This is a genomic window from Pseudomonas sp. Pseu.R1 (assembly GCF_045764065.1).
GTDB lineage: Bacteria > Pseudomonadota > Gammaproteobacteria > Pseudomonadales > Pseudomonadaceae > Aquipseudomonas.
Window position 1 is genome coordinate 4,190,434 of sequence record NZ_JBJGEE020000001.1, and the last position, 15,345, is coordinate 4,205,778.

Annotated in this window: 11 protein-coding genes; 8 read left to right on the forward strand and 3 right to left on the reverse strand. The window is 57.4% G+C overall.

What is annotated here, in order from left to right; all coding sequences use genetic code 11:
- Nucleotides 1–52: 52 nt before the first annotated feature.
- Both dnaB and ACI5GA_RS19270 read left to right on the forward strand, forming a co-directional pair.
- Nucleotides 53–1,450 carry a replicative DNA helicase gene (gene dnaB, locus ACI5GA_RS19265; RefSeq protein WP_404636462.1) on the forward strand — a complete coding sequence of 466 codons (1,398 nt, stop codon included), beginning with the start codon at nucleotides 53–55 and terminating at the stop codon, nucleotides 1,448–1,450.
- A 129-nt stretch (nucleotides 1,451–1,579) separates the two neighbouring features.
- Nucleotides 1,580–3,886: a YgiQ family radical SAM protein gene (locus ACI5GA_RS19270; RefSeq protein WP_421423843.1), complete on the forward strand. Its 2,307-nt coding sequence runs from the start codon at nucleotides 1,580–1,582 to the stop codon at nucleotides 3,884–3,886.
- Nucleotides 3,887–3,937: 51 nt separating this feature from the next.
- Here ACI5GA_RS19270 and ACI5GA_RS19275 read toward each other — a convergent pair whose 3' ends face one another.
- On the reverse strand, nucleotides 3,938–4,426 hold the full coding sequence (locus ACI5GA_RS19275) for an Hcp family type VI secretion system effector (RefSeq protein ID WP_421423844.1): 489 nt from the start codon (nucleotides 4,424–4,426) through the stop codon (nucleotides 3,938–3,940).
- A gap of 184 nt (nucleotides 4,427–4,610) precedes the next feature.
- On the opposite strand from ACI5GA_RS19275, the gene ACI5GA_RS19280 reads away from it, so the two are divergent.
- The 5 genes from ACI5GA_RS19280 to ACI5GA_RS19300 all read left to right on the forward strand — a co-directional run bounded on the left by ACI5GA_RS19280 (nucleotide 4,611) and on the right by ACI5GA_RS19300 (nucleotide 13,385).
- A complete protein-coding gene (locus ACI5GA_RS19280; protein ID WP_421423845.1) occupies nucleotides 4,611–5,531 on the forward strand; it encodes an NAD synthetase in 921 nt (306 codons plus the stop codon).
- Nucleotides 5,524–6,354, forward strand: a complete 831-nt coding sequence (locus ACI5GA_RS19285; protein WP_421423846.1) for a hypothetical protein — start codon at nucleotides 5,524–5,526, stop codon at nucleotides 6,352–6,354. The genes ACI5GA_RS19280 and ACI5GA_RS19285 overlap by 8 nt, the downstream gene beginning before the upstream one ends.
- Before the next feature lie 207 nt (nucleotides 6,355–6,561).
- Nucleotides 6,562–9,852 carry a DUF2126 domain-containing protein gene (locus ACI5GA_RS19290; protein ID WP_421423847.1) on the forward strand — a complete coding sequence of 1,097 codons (3,291 nt, stop codon included), beginning with the start codon at nucleotides 6,562–6,564 and terminating at the stop codon, nucleotides 9,850–9,852.
- A 135-nt stretch (nucleotides 9,853–9,987) separates the two neighbouring features.
- Nucleotides 9,988–12,489, forward strand: a complete 2,502-nt coding sequence (locus ACI5GA_RS19295) for a circularly permuted type 2 ATP-grasp protein (protein ID WP_404636469.1) — start codon at nucleotides 9,988–9,990, stop codon at nucleotides 12,487–12,489.
- Nucleotides 12,489–13,385: a transglutaminase family protein gene (locus ACI5GA_RS19300; protein WP_421423848.1), complete on the forward strand. Its 897-nt coding sequence runs from the start codon at nucleotides 12,489–12,491 to the stop codon at nucleotides 13,383–13,385. The genes ACI5GA_RS19295 and ACI5GA_RS19300 overlap by 1 nt, the downstream gene beginning before the upstream one ends.
- Here ACI5GA_RS19300 and ACI5GA_RS19305 read toward each other — a convergent pair.
- Complete coding sequence (locus ACI5GA_RS19305; RefSeq protein WP_404636471.1) at nucleotides 13,366–13,491, reverse strand: hypothetical protein; 126 nt, start codon at nucleotides 13,489–13,491, stop codon at nucleotides 13,366–13,368. The two genes, ACI5GA_RS19300 and ACI5GA_RS19305, sit on opposite strands and share 20 nt — an antisense overlap.
- A gap of 193 nt (nucleotides 13,492–13,684) precedes the next feature.
- Here ACI5GA_RS19305 and azu point away from each other — a divergent pair, with 193 nt between their 5' ends.
- Nucleotides 13,685–14,131 (forward strand): azurin, encoded by a 447-nt coding sequence (gene azu / locus ACI5GA_RS19310; RefSeq protein WP_404636472.1) that lies wholly within the window; start codon nucleotides 13,685–13,687, stop codon nucleotides 14,129–14,131.
- A gap of 153 nt (nucleotides 14,132–14,284) precedes the next feature.
- Here azu and ACI5GA_RS19315 read toward each other — a convergent pair whose 3' ends face one another.
- Nucleotides 14,285–15,301 carry a DUF1338 domain-containing protein gene (locus ACI5GA_RS19315; RefSeq protein WP_404636473.1) on the reverse strand — a complete coding sequence of 339 codons (1,017 nt, stop codon included), beginning with the start codon at nucleotides 15,299–15,301 and terminating at the stop codon, nucleotides 14,285–14,287.
- Nucleotides 15,302–15,345 lie beyond the last annotated feature (44 nt).

The window sequence follows — 15,345 nt, forward strand, 5'->3', positions numbered from 1 at the left end:
TTTCTAGGTATTGTTAGTTAACTCCTGATACAAATCCTGATTCAGTGTGGCCATGAACGATATTTCCGCTCCCGAGCAATACGACCTGCAAACCGCTGCACTGAAGGTGCCGCCGCATTCCATCGAGGCCGAACAGGCCGTGCTCGGTGGTTTGATGCTGGATAACAATGCTTGGGAACGGGTACTGGATCAGGTGTCGGATGGCGATTTCTACCGCCACGACCACCGCCTGATCTTTCGGGCCATTGCAAAATTGGCCGATCAGAACCTGCCCATCGACGTCGTGACCCTTTCCGAGCAATTGGACAAGGAAGGTCAGACCTCACAAGTGGGTGGCCTGGGCTACTTGTCGGAGCTGGCAAAAAACATCCCGTCGGTTGCGAACATCAAGGCGTACGCCCAGATCGTTCGGCAGCGGGCCACCTTGCGTCAGTTGATTGGCATCAGTAACGAAATTGCCGACAGTGCCTTCAATCCTGAAGGTCGCACTGCCGAAGAAATTCTCGATGAGGCCGAACGGCAGATCTTCCAGATTGCCGAAGCCCGGCCAAAGACCGGCGGCCCTGTGGGCGTCAACGACCTGCTGACTAAGGCCATCGACCGCATCGATACCCTGTTCAACATGGGCGAGGGCATTACCGGTCTGTCCACGGGGTATACCGATCTGGACGAAAAGACCAGCGGCCTGCAGCCAGCGGACTTGATCATCGTCGCGGGCCGTCCGTCGATGGGCAAAACCACCTTCGCCATGAACCTGGTCGAAAACGCGGTGTTGCGCAGCGACAAGGCAGTGCTGGTCTACTCGCTTGAGATGCCAGGCGAATCGCTGATGATGCGTATGCTGTCTTCGCTCGGGCGTATCGATCAGACCAAGGTGCGTTCCGGTCAACTGGACGACGATGACTGGCCACGCCTGACCTCGGCGGTCAACCTGCTCAATGACCGCAAGCTGTTCATTGACGACACCGCCGGCATCAGCCCGTCAGAAATGCGCGCCCGTACCCGGCGTCTGGTGCGCGAGCACGGCGACATCGCCCTGATCATGATCGACTACTTGCAGTTGATGCAGATTCCGGGCTCCAGCGGCGACAACCGGACCAACGAGATTTCTGAGATCTCCCGTTCCCTGAAAGCGCTGGCCAAGGAGTTCAATTGCCCGGTGGTCGCACTGTCCCAGCTCAACCGCTCCTTGGAACAACGCCCGAACAAGCGGCCGGTTAACTCCGACTTGCGGGAGTCCGGAGCGATCGAGCAGGACGCCGACGTCATCATGTTCGTGTACCGGGACGAGGTGTATCACCCGGAAACCGAGCATAAAGGCGTTGCGGAAATCATCATCGGTAAACAGCGGAACGGCCCGATCGGTTTCGTTAGGCTGGCCTTCATCGGCAAGTACACCCGGTTCGAAAACCTGGCGCCGGGTAGTTATAACTTTGATGATGATGAGTAGGTTGGGTTGAGGTTGGCGGTACAAACCCGACCAACTCCGTCGGATTTGATCAAAATTTGTGCTATTCTCCGCGCCCGCGAATTCCCGTAGAGGAATCGCCTCCCCTGATTACGAACCCTGGTCATCGACATGCAAGCAGCCAAGCCGTTATTTGACTATCCGAAGTACTGGGCCGAATGTTTCGGGCCAGCGCCTTTCCTGCCAATGAGCCGGGAAGAGATGGATCAGCTTGGCTGGGATTCCTGCGACATCATCATCGTGACCGGCGATGCCTATGTCGATCACCCGTCGTTTGGCATGGCAATCATTGGCCGACTGCTGGAGTCGCAGGGCTTCCGCGTCGGGATCATTGCGCAGCCAGACTGGAAGTCCAAAGACGACTTCATGAAGCTCGGCAAGCCGAATCTGTTCTTCGGCGTTGCAGCGGGCAACATGGACTCGATGATCAACCGCTACACCGCCGACAAGAAGATCCGTTCCGATGATGCCTATACACCCGGCGGAATGGCGGGCAAGCGTCCGGATCGTGCCAGCTTGGTCTACAGCCAGCGCTGCAAGGAAGCCTATAAGGATGTGCCGATCATCCTCGGTGGCATTGAGGCTTCGTTGCGCCGCATCGCGCATTACGACTACTGGCAGGACAAGGTTCGCAACTCGATCCTGATCGACGCTTGCGCCGATATCTTGCTGTACGGCAACGCCGAGCGGGCAATTGTCGAGGTTGCCAACCGCCTGTCCTATGGCGAGCAGATCGAAACCATCACCGATGTGCGGGGAACCGCGTTTATTCGTCGCGACACGCCTGAAGGCTGGTACGAAGTCGACTCCACACGCATCGACCGGCCGGGCAAAGTCGACAAGATCATCAACCCGTACGTCAACACCCAGGACACCCAGGCTTGCGCCATCGAGCAGGAAAAGGGCGAGGTTGAAGACCCGAACGAAGCCAAGGTCGTGCAGATTCTGGCCAGCCCACGTATGACTCGTGACAAGACGGTCATTCGCTTGCCGTCGATGGAGAAAGTGCGTAACGACCCGGTGTTGTATGCCCACGCCAACCGTGTGCTGCACCTGGAAACCAACCCGGGTAACGCTCGCGCGCTGGTTCAGAAGCATGGTGACGTTGACGTCTGGTTCAACCCTCCGCCCATTCCGATGACCACTGAAGAAATGGACTACGTGTTCGGCATGCCGTACGCACGTATCCCCCATCCTGCGTACGGCAAGGAGAAAATCCCGGCCTACGACATGATTCGCTTCTCGGTGAACATCATGCGTGGCTGCTTCGGTGGCTGCACTTTCTGTTCGATCACCGAGCACGAAGGCCGCATCATCCAGAACCGATCTCACGATTCGATCATTCGTGAGATCGAAGAGATTCGCGACAAGGTGCCCGGCTTCACTGGCGTCATTTCCGACCTCGGTGGTCCAACCGCGAACATGTACCGCATCGCCTGTAAGAGCCCGGAAATCGAATCCGCCTGCCGTAAGCCCTCATGCGTGTTCCCAGGCATCTGCCCGAACTTGAACACCGACCATTCGTCGCTGATCCAGCTCTACCGCAGTGCCCGTGAGCTGCCGGGAGTGAAGAAGATTCTGATCGCCTCCGGTCTGCGTTATGACCTGGCAGTTGAGTCGCCGGAGTACGTGAAGGAACTGGTGACCCACCACGTCGGCGGCTACCTGAAAATCGCCCCGGAGCACACCGAGGAAGGCCCACTCAATCAGATGATGAAGCCGGGTATTGGCAGCTATGACAAGTTCAAGCGCATGTTCGAGAGGTTCTCGAAAGAAGCGGGCAAAGAGCAGTACCTGATTCCCTACTTCATCGCTGCTCACCCGGGCACCACCGACGAAGACATGATGAATCTTGCGCTGTGGCTCAAGGGCAACGGCTTCCGTGCGGACCAGGTGCAGGCGTTCTACCCGTCGCCGATGGCCAGTGCGACCGCCATGTACCACTCGGGCAAGAACCCGCTGCGCAAGGTCACCTACAAGAGCGACCCGGTTACCATCGTCAAGAGCGAAGAGCAGCGCCGTCTGCACAAGGCCTTCCTGCGCTACCACGACCCGAAAGGCTGGCCGATGCTGCGTGAAGCGCTTGAGCGTATGGGCCGTGCCGACCTGATCGGCCCTGGCAAGCACCAGTTAATTCCACTGCATCAGCCGGACACCGATAGCTACCAAAGCGCCCGTCGCAAGAACTCGACGCCGGCTGGTAGCCACAAGGTCGCCAAGACCACGAAGATTCTCACGCAACACACCGGCCTGCCACCGCGCGCCAGTGACGGCAGCAAGCCTTGGGATAAGCGTGAAGAAGCGAAAGCAGCCGCTGCCGCGCGCAACAAACAAGCCGCGAAAGATCGTGCGGATGCTGCGAAAGGCGGGAAGGGCGGCAAGAAGAAACCGTCACGTCAGCCTGTGTTCCCACGCTGAATGATCGTGCCGTAAACAAAAACGCCAGCTTTCGAGCTGGCGTTTTGCGTTTTACATCTTCACGTTTTCGCGGATGTTCCAGCCGTACTTGATGGCTCCACCATCTTTGCTGCCGTCGGCTTTTTGAGGTTGGTAGGAGACTTCGACTTTGCCGAAGTTTAGAGAGAAAGTTTCTTTTAATGTTTCATCAGAGTTTCCAGCGTCTGTCTGATAATGCGCAACCATTACCTCGCTCAACTTAATGATCATATATTCAACTGGGCTGGCTCCCCCAGCCTTGCGAACCGTAAGCGTTGCCTCTGGGTAATGTTTTCCGCTAGAGCAAGCCATCATAAGGTTGGGCGAAGACTTGTCCAATGATTTGGTGAGACTCAAGTCAGTGATATTCACCTTGCCTGCCCCACCACCTCCGCCTTGATGATTGGATCCGGACTGCGACATGGACCAGTTAATCGTATGGATATCTATCTCTTCTTTATGGATGCTGTCTTTGGATTCGCCTTTGATGTCGCCCAGCTTCAAAAACATGTCAATTGCCATGAGCACTCCCTGAAAATGATGATTGACGTGATGTCGATGCGCACCTTTTCTCACTCTGAATCCAATGACAATAGGTGTGGAACAGAAAGAGAGCGTTCATACATGAAAAAGAAAAAAATCCTACATCGTTGCCAAAAAATACGGCTTACTCTCACTTGCTCTCATAAAAAACAGAGATAAGAGAATGAACGGGATACGTCTCAGAGATGGATTTTCAGTGGCGCGTAGCATTGCGCGAGAGCGAGTGGAGAGTGCTGTTGATCTTCGGAAACTATTTCGGATCATTGATTCAGATCCTGCGATCATTGGGGCGGGGGTGGTTTTCATTGACAGAGATTTCAACGTTGTGACATTGAGGGAGTTTCAGCCGGTTTGTAGCGTCGGACTGAAAAGGGTTATTTTGCGCGAGCCTCCTAGGGGATTGAATGGATATCAGTTCTCTAAGATTTTAGAGACTGAACCGCGAGAATCTGAATTGACCTCTGAGGTTGTTGGAATGGGAATCGCGTGTGTTGGAGCTATCATCAGTTGGAGTGTGATAGCTACCACGGGCATGGTCCTAATTCCTTTTAGCGCAGGAGCGAGCACAGTCGTTGCTTACATGGGACTTGCTGCAGCGCTTGCCACGACTGCGCAATGTTTCAATGGTATGTATAGAACCCACCTAGAAGTGCACAATCCTCTAAGGAAAGACGAGCTTGATACTGAAGAGTGGTACAAAGAAACGTTATTTGTGTTAGACGCCATTTCCCTCGCTGGAGTGGCTGTTACGTGGGGAACAACGTTCAAGTTGCTTGGGGTGCTAAAGTCGTCCACAGGGAGAGGCACTATGCAATCACTAAAGACCCTAAACAGCCATCAGCGAAAAGCGCTTACTAGGGAGCTTCTTTTAATCAAGGATCCGCGGATTACTCCGAAACTGATGAAGCTTAGACAGGCTGCGGGCGAGCTACCAAAGAGATTCACTCCAGTTCAGTTCAGAAATAGTACGAGAATTCAGATAGCAGATTGCGTGAGCACCATTCCTGATGTAGTCGGTAGCTCGATTTCAGGGATTCTGAATACTGTGGCTGTGGCACTGTATCAGGAATTCTCCAATGACTGATTATTTTGAGTTTGAGACATTCCGCAGAGGCTACATTTCCCTGTGTATGTATAATTCAGTTGTCTCTTGTTTTTCTGTTGGTATCGCGGTCTGGACTGTTTTGTTTGTTTATTTTCCTGGAGCAGTAGCATTAAACAACGAACGCATGGCGGTTTGGCTTAGCGGTTCTGGTGTTCTTCTTGTATTGCTCTGTAATTTCATGATTGCGACAGGCCATGCGCTGTGGTTGAGGGTGTCAGTGGGATTGTTGGTGTTGTGTCTTGTGATTGTCATTCCCTCAAAAGGGGGGGGCGTGGGGTTGCTTACATACTCTATTTCAATCATTCTACCGTTGCTGGGGCTGATTTCATTTAATAGTCGCTTGCATAGAAGATTTTACAGCGGCTTTAGAGAGTTTCGCATGCTCCGTGCTCAGGCAAGCGTTGGACGTGTTGTAGGGGGGAAGTTTGGCTATGGTACCAACTCTACAAGGGTGGGTGGTAGGGGAATTTCAAGACGAGAAATTGCTGAGAGTAATAGGCGTCGAGACTTGGAGGAGAAAGTTGCTGCTCGAAAAAGGCAAACGAGGAACAAAGTCACCTATCCTATAGGTGCATCACTCGTGCTTTTTTTTATTGGGGCAATGGGGTATCTGATTTATGACGGATTCGCGAGCGGCTATATATTGTTAGGTGGAAGAGGGCAACCGTACACGCGTTATACACTGAGCGAGCAGCCGGGTGGATTTTGGTTCGGGATAACGATGTACACCATATGTATCATGCTTTCAATAGCAGGTTTATGGCTTATGCATTTGATGTACAAAATGGAAGCCCGAAAGTAATCGCTATTTTTATGCGCGTAGCGGCGCAAAGCCTTTCAGCTGTCGCCCCATCCCCGTGCACACCCCTGCACCATCCATCAGGGTTGGCGCAATTTTGGTGCTGTGCTTAGCTGTGCGGGCACCCTCAACGCCGAAGGCGCCGGACTTGCCTGGATGGCATAAGTCTTGCGCGGTTCCGCTACCGTCCAGGCTCGCAGGAGGCACGCCGTGTCGATTCACATTGCCTTGCACCATGTCACGCATTACCGCTACGAACGTGCGGTCGAGCTAGGCCCGCAGATTGTGCGGTTGCGCCCGGCGGCTCATAGCCGTACGCGGGTGTTGTCGTATTCGCTGAAAGTGTTGCCTGAGAATCACTTCATCAACTGGCAGCAGGACCCGCAGGGTAATTACCTGGCGCGTCTGGTGTTCCCCGAGAAGACTGACGAATTGCGCATCGAGGTGGATCTGGTCGCCGAGATGGCGGTGTTCAATCCATTCGATTTTTTCCTTGAGCCTTATGCCGAGAAGATTCCGTTCGCCTACGCCAAGGAAGAGCACCATGAACTGCTGCCGTATCTGGAAAAGTTGCCGCTGACGCCGAAATTTCAGGCGTATCTGGAGAGCATCGACCGCACACCCGTGCCTTCCATCGATTTTCTGGTGAGCCTCAATCAGCGTTTGGCGCACGACATCAATTACCTGATCCGCATGGAGCCGGGCATTCAGACGCCGGAGTACACGCTGGACAGTGCCTCCGGGTCCTGCCGAGACTCCGCGTGGTTGTTGGTGCAGTTGCTGCGTCATTTGGGGCTGGCAGCACGGTTTGTGTCGGGTTATCTGATTCAGCTCAAGGCGGATGTCGAGGCGCTGGACGGGCCGTCGGGCACTGACGTTGATTTCACTGATCTTCACGCCTGGTGCGAGGTGTATCTGCCGGGCGCTGGCTGGATTGGTCTGGACGCCACGTCGGGGTTGTTTGCCGGGGAAGGGCATATTCCGTTGGCGTGCAGCCCGGATCCTTCTTCTGCGGCGCCGATCAGCGGGTTGGTCGAACCCTGCGAAACCGACTTCAGCCACGACATGTCGGTGGAGCGCATCTGGGAGGCGCCGCGCGTCACAAAGCCTTATACCGAAGCGCAATGGTTGGAGATCCAAGCGCTGGGCCGACAGATCGACGCCGATCTGATCAAGGATGACGTGCGCCTGACCATGGGCGGTGAGCCGACCTTCGTGTCCATCGATGATCGGGATGGCAGCGAATGGAACACTGCCGCGTTGGGGCCGAAAAAGCGCGTGCTGTCGGCTGAGCTGTTTCAGCGCATGCGCGCGCATTATGCGCCGCAGGGGATCGTGCATTTTGGCCAGGGCAAGTGGTATCCGGGCGAGCAATTGCCGCGTTGGTCGCTGAACTGCTTCTGGCGTCGCGATGGCGAGCCGGTGTGGCGCAACAATGCGTTGATCGCCGATGAGACCGAAGACTACGGCACGGACAGCGAGACCGCCGGACGCTTTTTGCGCAGTGTCGCCGAGCGCCTGAAGTTGCCTGCCCGCTATGTCTTCCCCGCGTACGAAGACAATTTCTACTACCTGTGGCGCGAAGGGTCGCTACCGCAGAACGTCAGCGCCGAAGATCCCCGCTTGAGCGACGAAATGGAGCGGGCGCGCTTGAGCAAAGTCTTTTCTCAAGGGCTGGACAAGGTCATCGGTCACGTCCTGCCACTCGCACGTACAGCAGCGGATGATCGCTGGCAGAGCGGACGCTGGTACTTGCGTGGTGAACATTGTCGACTGGTGCCGGGCGATTCCCCACTGGGTTATCGCCTGCCGTTGGCCTCGCAGCCTTGGGTCAAGGCCGCGGAATACCCGTATATCCATCCCAACGATCCTAACCAGGACTTCCCGGAGCTGGCGGATCGTGACGAGATCGACTCGAAGCTCAAGGGTCTCAAGACGGCTGATGATCAGGCAGAGCGCGCTCCTGTCATCGATCAATCCGCAGACTGGCTCACCCGCACAGCCTTGAGCGCCGAGGTGCGCGGCGGTCGGTTGTACCTGTTCATGCCGCCGTTACAGTCCCTTGAGGCGTATCTGGAATTGGTCGCGGCCATCGAAGCGACCGCAGAGGAACTGCGTTGCCCGTTGCTGCTGGAGGGCTATGAGCCACCGTTCGATCCACGTATGGCCAACTTCCGTATCACGCCGGACCCGGGCGTGATCGAGGTCAACGTTCAGCCATCGTCCAGTTGGGACGAGTTGGTCGAGCGCACCGAGTTTCTGTACGAACAGGCTCGATTGACACGCCTGACCACCGAAAAATTCATGATCGACGGGCGCCATACCGGCACCGGCGGGGGGAACCACTTCGTGCTTGGCGGCGCGACGCCAGGGGACTCGCCATTTCTGCGCAGGCCCGATTTGCTGCGCAGTCTGTTGAGTTACTGGCACAACCACCCCTCGCTGTCGTATCTGTTTTCCGGCCTGTTCATTGGTCCGACCTCGCAGGCGCCGCGTGTCGATGAGGCTCGCAATGACTCGTTGTATGAGCTTGAGATCGCCTTCTCACAAATGCCCGAACCGGGCGAAGAATGTCCGCCTTGGCTGGTTGATCGCTTGCTGCGCAACCTGTTGATCGACGTCACGGGTAACACCCATCGCGCCGAGTTCTGCATCGACAAACTGTATTCGCCGGATGGTGCGACAGGGCGTCTGGGCCTGCTGGAACTGCGCGCTTTCGAGATGCCTCCTCATGCGCAGATGAGCCTGGCGCAGCAGTTGTTGCTGCGTGCACTGGTCGCCCGTTTCTGGCGTGAGCCTTATGCCCCGGCCAAGCTGGCGCGCTGGGGGAATGAACTGCACGACCGCTTTATGCTGCCGCACTTCATTGAGCAGGACTTTGCCGATGTGATCGTCGAACTCAACGCTGCCGGGTATCCGGTTCGCGCCGAGTGGTTCGCGGCGCATCTGGAGTTCCGCTTTCCGAAGGTGGGCGATTACGCGGTCAGCGGTATTGAGCTGGAGCTGCGTCAGGCGCTGGAGCCTTGGCATGTGCTGGGCGAAGAGGGATCGGGGGGCGGTGCGGTCCGTTACGTGGACTCGTCGCTGGAGCGTTTGCAGTTGAAAGTCAGCGGCCTGCCGCCTCAGCGCTACGTGTTGACCTGCAACGGCGTACCCGTTCCGCTGCAACCCACTGGCCGTATTGGTGAGTTCGTTGCAGGCGTGCGTTATCGCGCATGGCAGCCGTACAACGCGTTGCAGCCGACGATTCCGGTGCACGCGCCGCTGGTTTTCGACATCGTTGATACCTGGATGCAGCGTTCACTGGGTGGCTGCGAGTATCATGTCGCCCATCCTGGTGGTCGCAATTACGAAACCCTGCCGGTGAACGCCAACGAAGCCGAAAGTCGACGTCTGGCGCGGTTCTTCCGCGTCGGCCATACCCCCGGCAAACTGGCGGTGCCTGCGCTGTCCATCAACGATGAAATGCCCATGACGCTGGATTTGCGTCTGCATCGATAGAGGTACGGCCCGGACAGACGGCCTGATGCGATGCGTCAGGCCTTCTGGCGAGAAAAGTGGCCGCAGGGAAGCGAGCCACTGCGTGTCACTTTGTCTGCGCTAATCTGACTCCTTTAGTTGTCTGCCGAGCCTTCCATGCCCGACCTGCTTGACCGATATCCGCTCTCTGCGGGTAGTTATCACGAAATGCTCGACGCCAGCGGCGCTGTCCGGCCCCATTGGCAGCGTTTCTATGAGCATTTGCAACGCAGCACGCCTGCGCAGTTGATTCAGCGTCAGGCGCTGCTGGCTCGGCAGATTCAAGAAAATGGCGTGACGTACAATGTGTACGCCGACCCCAAGGGTGCGGATCGCCCGTGGGAGCTGGATTTGCTGCCGCATTTGATTCCGGTCGAGGAATGGCAGCAGGTCGCCGCCGGTATTGCCCAACGAGCCCGTTTGCTCAATGCAGTGCTCGCCGACCTATACGGCCCGCAAAAACTGATTGCCGAGGGCCTGCTTCCTGCTGAACTGGTGTTCGGGCACAACAATTTTCTTTGGCCGTGTCAGGGCGTCACGCCGCCAGAAAACACCTTTTTGCATGTGTACGCCGTGGACTTGGCGCGCACCCCCGATGGCCGTTGGTGGGTTACAGCAGACCGTACGCAGGCGCCGTCGGGTGCCGGTTACGCCCTGGAAAACCGCCTGATCGTGTCTCGGGCGTTTCCCGAGTTGTATCGCGATCTGGAGGTGCAGCACCTGTCCGGATTCTTCCGCTCCTTGCAGGAAACCCTCGCCCGTCAGGCGCCGAGTGGCATGGAGGTGCCGTTAATCGTGCTGTTGACGCCGGGCCGTTTCAACGAAAGCTATTTTGAACACCTCTACCTTGCGGGGCAGTTGGGCTATCCATTGGTAGAGGGCAGCGACCTCACGGTGCGCGACGCCACGGTTTATTTGAAAACCCTCAGTGGCCTGCGCCGTGTGCACGCGATCATGCGTCGCCTCGATGATGACTTCTGCGATCCACTGGAGCTGCGCACCGATTCCGCGCTCGGCGTGCCGGGCCTGCTGGAAGCGGTTCGCCAAGGGCGTGTTGTGGTGGCTAACGCACTGGGCAGTGGTGTGTTGGAGTCGCCGGGCCTGTTGGGCTTTCTGCCGAAAATCAATGAGTACCTGTTTGGCGAAGAACTGATCCTGCCGTCGATTGCGACTTGGTGGTGCGGCGAACCTCCGGTGCTCGCTCAGGCATTGGAAAAGATGCCTGAATTGCTGATCAAACCCGCGTTTCCTTCGCAGAGTTTTGCGCCGGTTTTCGGCCGTGATTTGAACGAAGAACAGCGTCAGGCGCTGGCCGCTCGTATGCAGGCGCGGCCTTACGCTTACGTCGCGCAGGAGTTGGCGCAACTGTCCCATGCGCCGGTTTGGCAGGGTGAACAGGCGCAATTGCAGCCGCGTGCCATCGGCATGCGGGTGTATGCCGTCGCCGCCGCCGATGGTTATCGTGTTTTACCGGGCGGCCTGACCCGCGTGGCCGCAGAGGCCGACGCCGATGTGGTGTCGATGCAACGCGGTGGTGCGAGTAAGGACACCTGGATTCTCGGCGAACGCACAGTGGGCAGCGAGCCTTGGCGCAATCGCCATTCGCTCGGCGTCCATGACCTGATTCGCCGCGATCCTTATCTGCCGTCGCGGGTGGTGGAAAACCTGTTCTGGTTTGGTCGCTATTGCGAACGTTGCGACGACAGCGCCCGCTTGCTGCGGATCATGCTCGCCCGCTATGTCGATGGCGATGATCCAATGGCGCTGCAAGCGGCCGTGGAATTGGGGGAACGCCTGAATCTGGTGCCCAGAGAGGACGAAGACGAGCCTCGCGAATTGCACGAGCGCCTGCTCGATGCACTGTTGGGTGAAGAGTGGCCGTTCAGCCTGCGCTCGAACCTGCAACGCTTGCAGTGGGCGGCGTCGCAAGTGCGCGGCAAGCTGTCGCGAGAAAACTGGCAGGCATTGGTGGAATTGCAGCGTGAAGCGGCGAATCTGGATACCGACACGCCAGACTTCGGCGAGTTGCTGGATTTTCTCAACCGGCTGGTGATGTCGTTGGCGGCCTTGTCAGGCTTTGCGCTGGACGACATGACCCGCGACGACGGTTGGCGTTTCCTGATGATTGGTCGACGCATCGAGCGTTTGCAGTTTCTGAGTGCCAGCCTGGCGGCGTTTCTGCGCAGCGATGCCGTGTTTGATCAGGATGCGCTGGACTGGCTGTTGGAGTTGGGTAACAGCAGCATCACCTACCGCTCGCGTTATCTGGCGTTGCCGCAGTTGATCCCGGTGCTCGACCTGCTGTTGCTCGACGAGCAAAACCCCCATGCGGTGCTGTTTCAGCTCAAAGTGGTCAGGCGCTCTGTCAGGCGTTTGAACGACGATTTTGGCGTGCCCCACGAAAACAGCCTTACGTTGCTGACCCAGCGTCTGGCCACCTTCGATCTGGGTTGTCTGGAAAACGGACTGTTTGGCGAGAGCAGCGTCAAGTCCGCGCTGCACGGGCTGGCGGACCTGTTGCAAAGCGTGGGCGAGATCAGCGGGCAGGTGTCTGATCGCCTGTCTCTGCGCCACTTTGCCCATGTCGATGATGTCAGCCAGCGCACGGTGTCCGTCTGATGAACAGCGCCCATTACGAAATTCTTCACGATACCCACTACAAGTACGACAGCCCGGTCTCTCTGGCGCAGCAACTGGCGCATTTGTGGCCGAGGGTCAGTCCTTGGCAGCGCTGTATCGAACAGCGACTGGAAATCAGCCCGGAGCCGACCACTCGGCGCGACGAGCAGGACGTGTTCGGTAACCCGCTGACCCGGTTGGCGTTCGAGCGCCCTCACGATGAGTTGCAGGTCAACGCACGGTTGCTGATTGAAGTGCTGGCGCGCCCAGTGCTGGAGTTCCAACAGTCGATGCCGTGGGACCTCGCCCGTAGCACCCTGACGTACAGCGCTTCGAAGATGTCGCCAGACATTCTCGACGCTTGCCGTTACCGCTTCGAATCGCCTTACGTGCATCTGAAGCAGTCGTTCGTGGAATTTTCCGCTGACTGTTTCCCGATCGGAAAACCGCTGCTGCTTTGCGCGCAGGCGTTGATGGAAAAAATCTTCGACGAATTCACCTTCGATGGTGAAGCGACGCAAGTGGCCACACCCTTGGTGGAAGTGCTGGAGCGCCGTCGGGGCGTCTGCCAGGACTTCGCCCATCTGATGCTCGCTTGCCTGCGCTCTCGCGGGTTGGCAGCGCGTTATGTCAGCGGCTATCTGCTGACTCAGCCGCCACCCGGCCAGCCACGACTGATCGGCGCCGATGCCTCTCACGCCTGGGTGTCAGTGTTTTGTCCGACGCTGGGCTGGGTGGATTTCGACCCCACCAACAACATCCAGCCTGCTCTGGAGCACATCAGTCTCGCGTGGGGGCGTGACTTTTCCGACGTCTCGCCGCTGCGCGGCGTGATCCTCGGTGGCGGCAATCATGACCCGGAAGTACGGGTGACGGTCATGCCGCTGTCGGAGTGACAGCGCGGCGATAGTCGCTGTAATCCTGAGTGGCACTGTCGTAACTGCCGCTGGCGCCACAAGCATAGGCCGCGAGCAAACTACGGAAGAGGGCGTTGAGGTTCATGGCGGTCATCCTGAACGAGTAAGTGACAAGCTGATCTTAAAGCGGCACTGTAGCGCTCGCTGCTTGATTGTCTCCATGGCCCTGATAGAGGCCACCCAGACATGTTTCATAATCTGTGGTTGATAACTTGTTTAAAGTTGAGGCACTCTTTGTATACAAAAAACAAGAGCAACCCCATTCAGGAGACTCGTACATGATTCGCAAGCTCGTTGCTGCATCCCTGCTGACCCTGGCCAGCGGGCATCTGTTGGCCGCTGAATGCTCGGTGACGGTGGACTCCACCGATCAGATGTCTTTCAACACCAAAGCCATCGAAATCGACAAGAGCTGCAAGGAATTCACCGTCAACCTGGAGCACTCCGGCAGCCTGCCGAAGAATGTCATGGGTCATAACCTGGTGATCAGTAAAGAGGCTGACATGCAGCCCATCGCCACCGACGGCCTGAGCGTTGGCATCGACAAGGATTATCTGAAAGAAGGCGATGCACGCATCATCGCCCACACCAAGATCATCGGTGCGGGTGAGAAAGCTTCGCTGAAGATCGATGTGTCGAAGCTGGACCCGGCGCAGAAGTATGGTTTCTTCTGCTCGTTCCCAGGTCATATCAGCATGATGAAGGGCGTCGTTACCCTGAAGTAAGCGTACAGTTGTGGGGGCCGGCTTGCTGGCGAAAGCGTCAAGTCAGACACCGATGCGTTGAATGACACACCGCTTTCGCCAGCAAGCCGGCTCCCACCATGACGGAGGTCTAGCCGTGAGAGCTGCGTCGAAGGTTTGTAAGGGCCTGCGCGATCAAGACGCCGTCATCTTGAAAATCCCCTGCGCATTGCTGCTGTCGAAATTCAGATCGAGCTTGCCGTTTTCCGGGTCGATCTTGCGCTGAATGAACTCCACGAACGACCCTGGCACCTGATGCGCTCTGGCCACGCCCTCTGCGTCCAGCAATTCCCGGCTTACGATGCAGGCCTTGTAGGCCGTCTGCATCACACGGCCCGACGCTGATACCTCAATGCTGTCCTTCATCGGGCGCTCGCGACGAATCTGTTCCTCCACCGTAGCTTCCAGATGATCGACCCGGTCCGTCAGGTGGTTGAAGCTGTTGCCCTCGGTGGAAATCCACGCCATCTCTGCGCTTTCGCTGAGCAATTGGCGATAGTCCGCTTCCTGCACAACACCATGCTGACGACCGAACGCGCGATACAGCCCCGGCAGCAGCCGCGTGGCCTCTTCCAGGCTGCAATGGCGGGTGGTGTGCAGACGTTTGAGGATGCTCAAGTCCTCGGCGCTCAACGGATCACGACTCGACGCCACCACGCGGCCGACTGCGTTCTGGAACGCCTGGCTCAAACGCCCCGGATGCAGCTCAGAGACGAAGAACTGCGCGATGTCTTCCGGCAGGTCCATTTGACGATAGCCCCAGCCGGTCATGTTCAGCTTGGTCAGTGGATAAGTGCGGACGTCGGTGAAGCCCAGAGGCTCCAGCAGACGAGAGAAGGCCAGACGCCCCCGCGGCAGCTCGCCGTTCTCTGCCCAATCGACGGTGCGAATGGCGCCATGATCGAACACCACTTTACGGCCAGATTCGAACTGTTCATCGACATAGCGCAGGCCATCCGGCACCGCTTCTACCAACTTGTGGAACAGGCACAGGTTCAGTGCTTCTGCGAGCCAGACGCGATGGATCGCGTCGTTTGACCAGGAGAAGTTCTGCAGCGCCTGCGGGACGTCGACACGGCGTTCAAGCCATTCGGCAGCGGGCTGGCCGACGGTGGACGCGACGAGGGAGAAGAGGCCTTGGAATGCGGTCATGGGTAGCGGCTCTGAGCGAGAAAGTCAGGACGCTATGTAAGCCC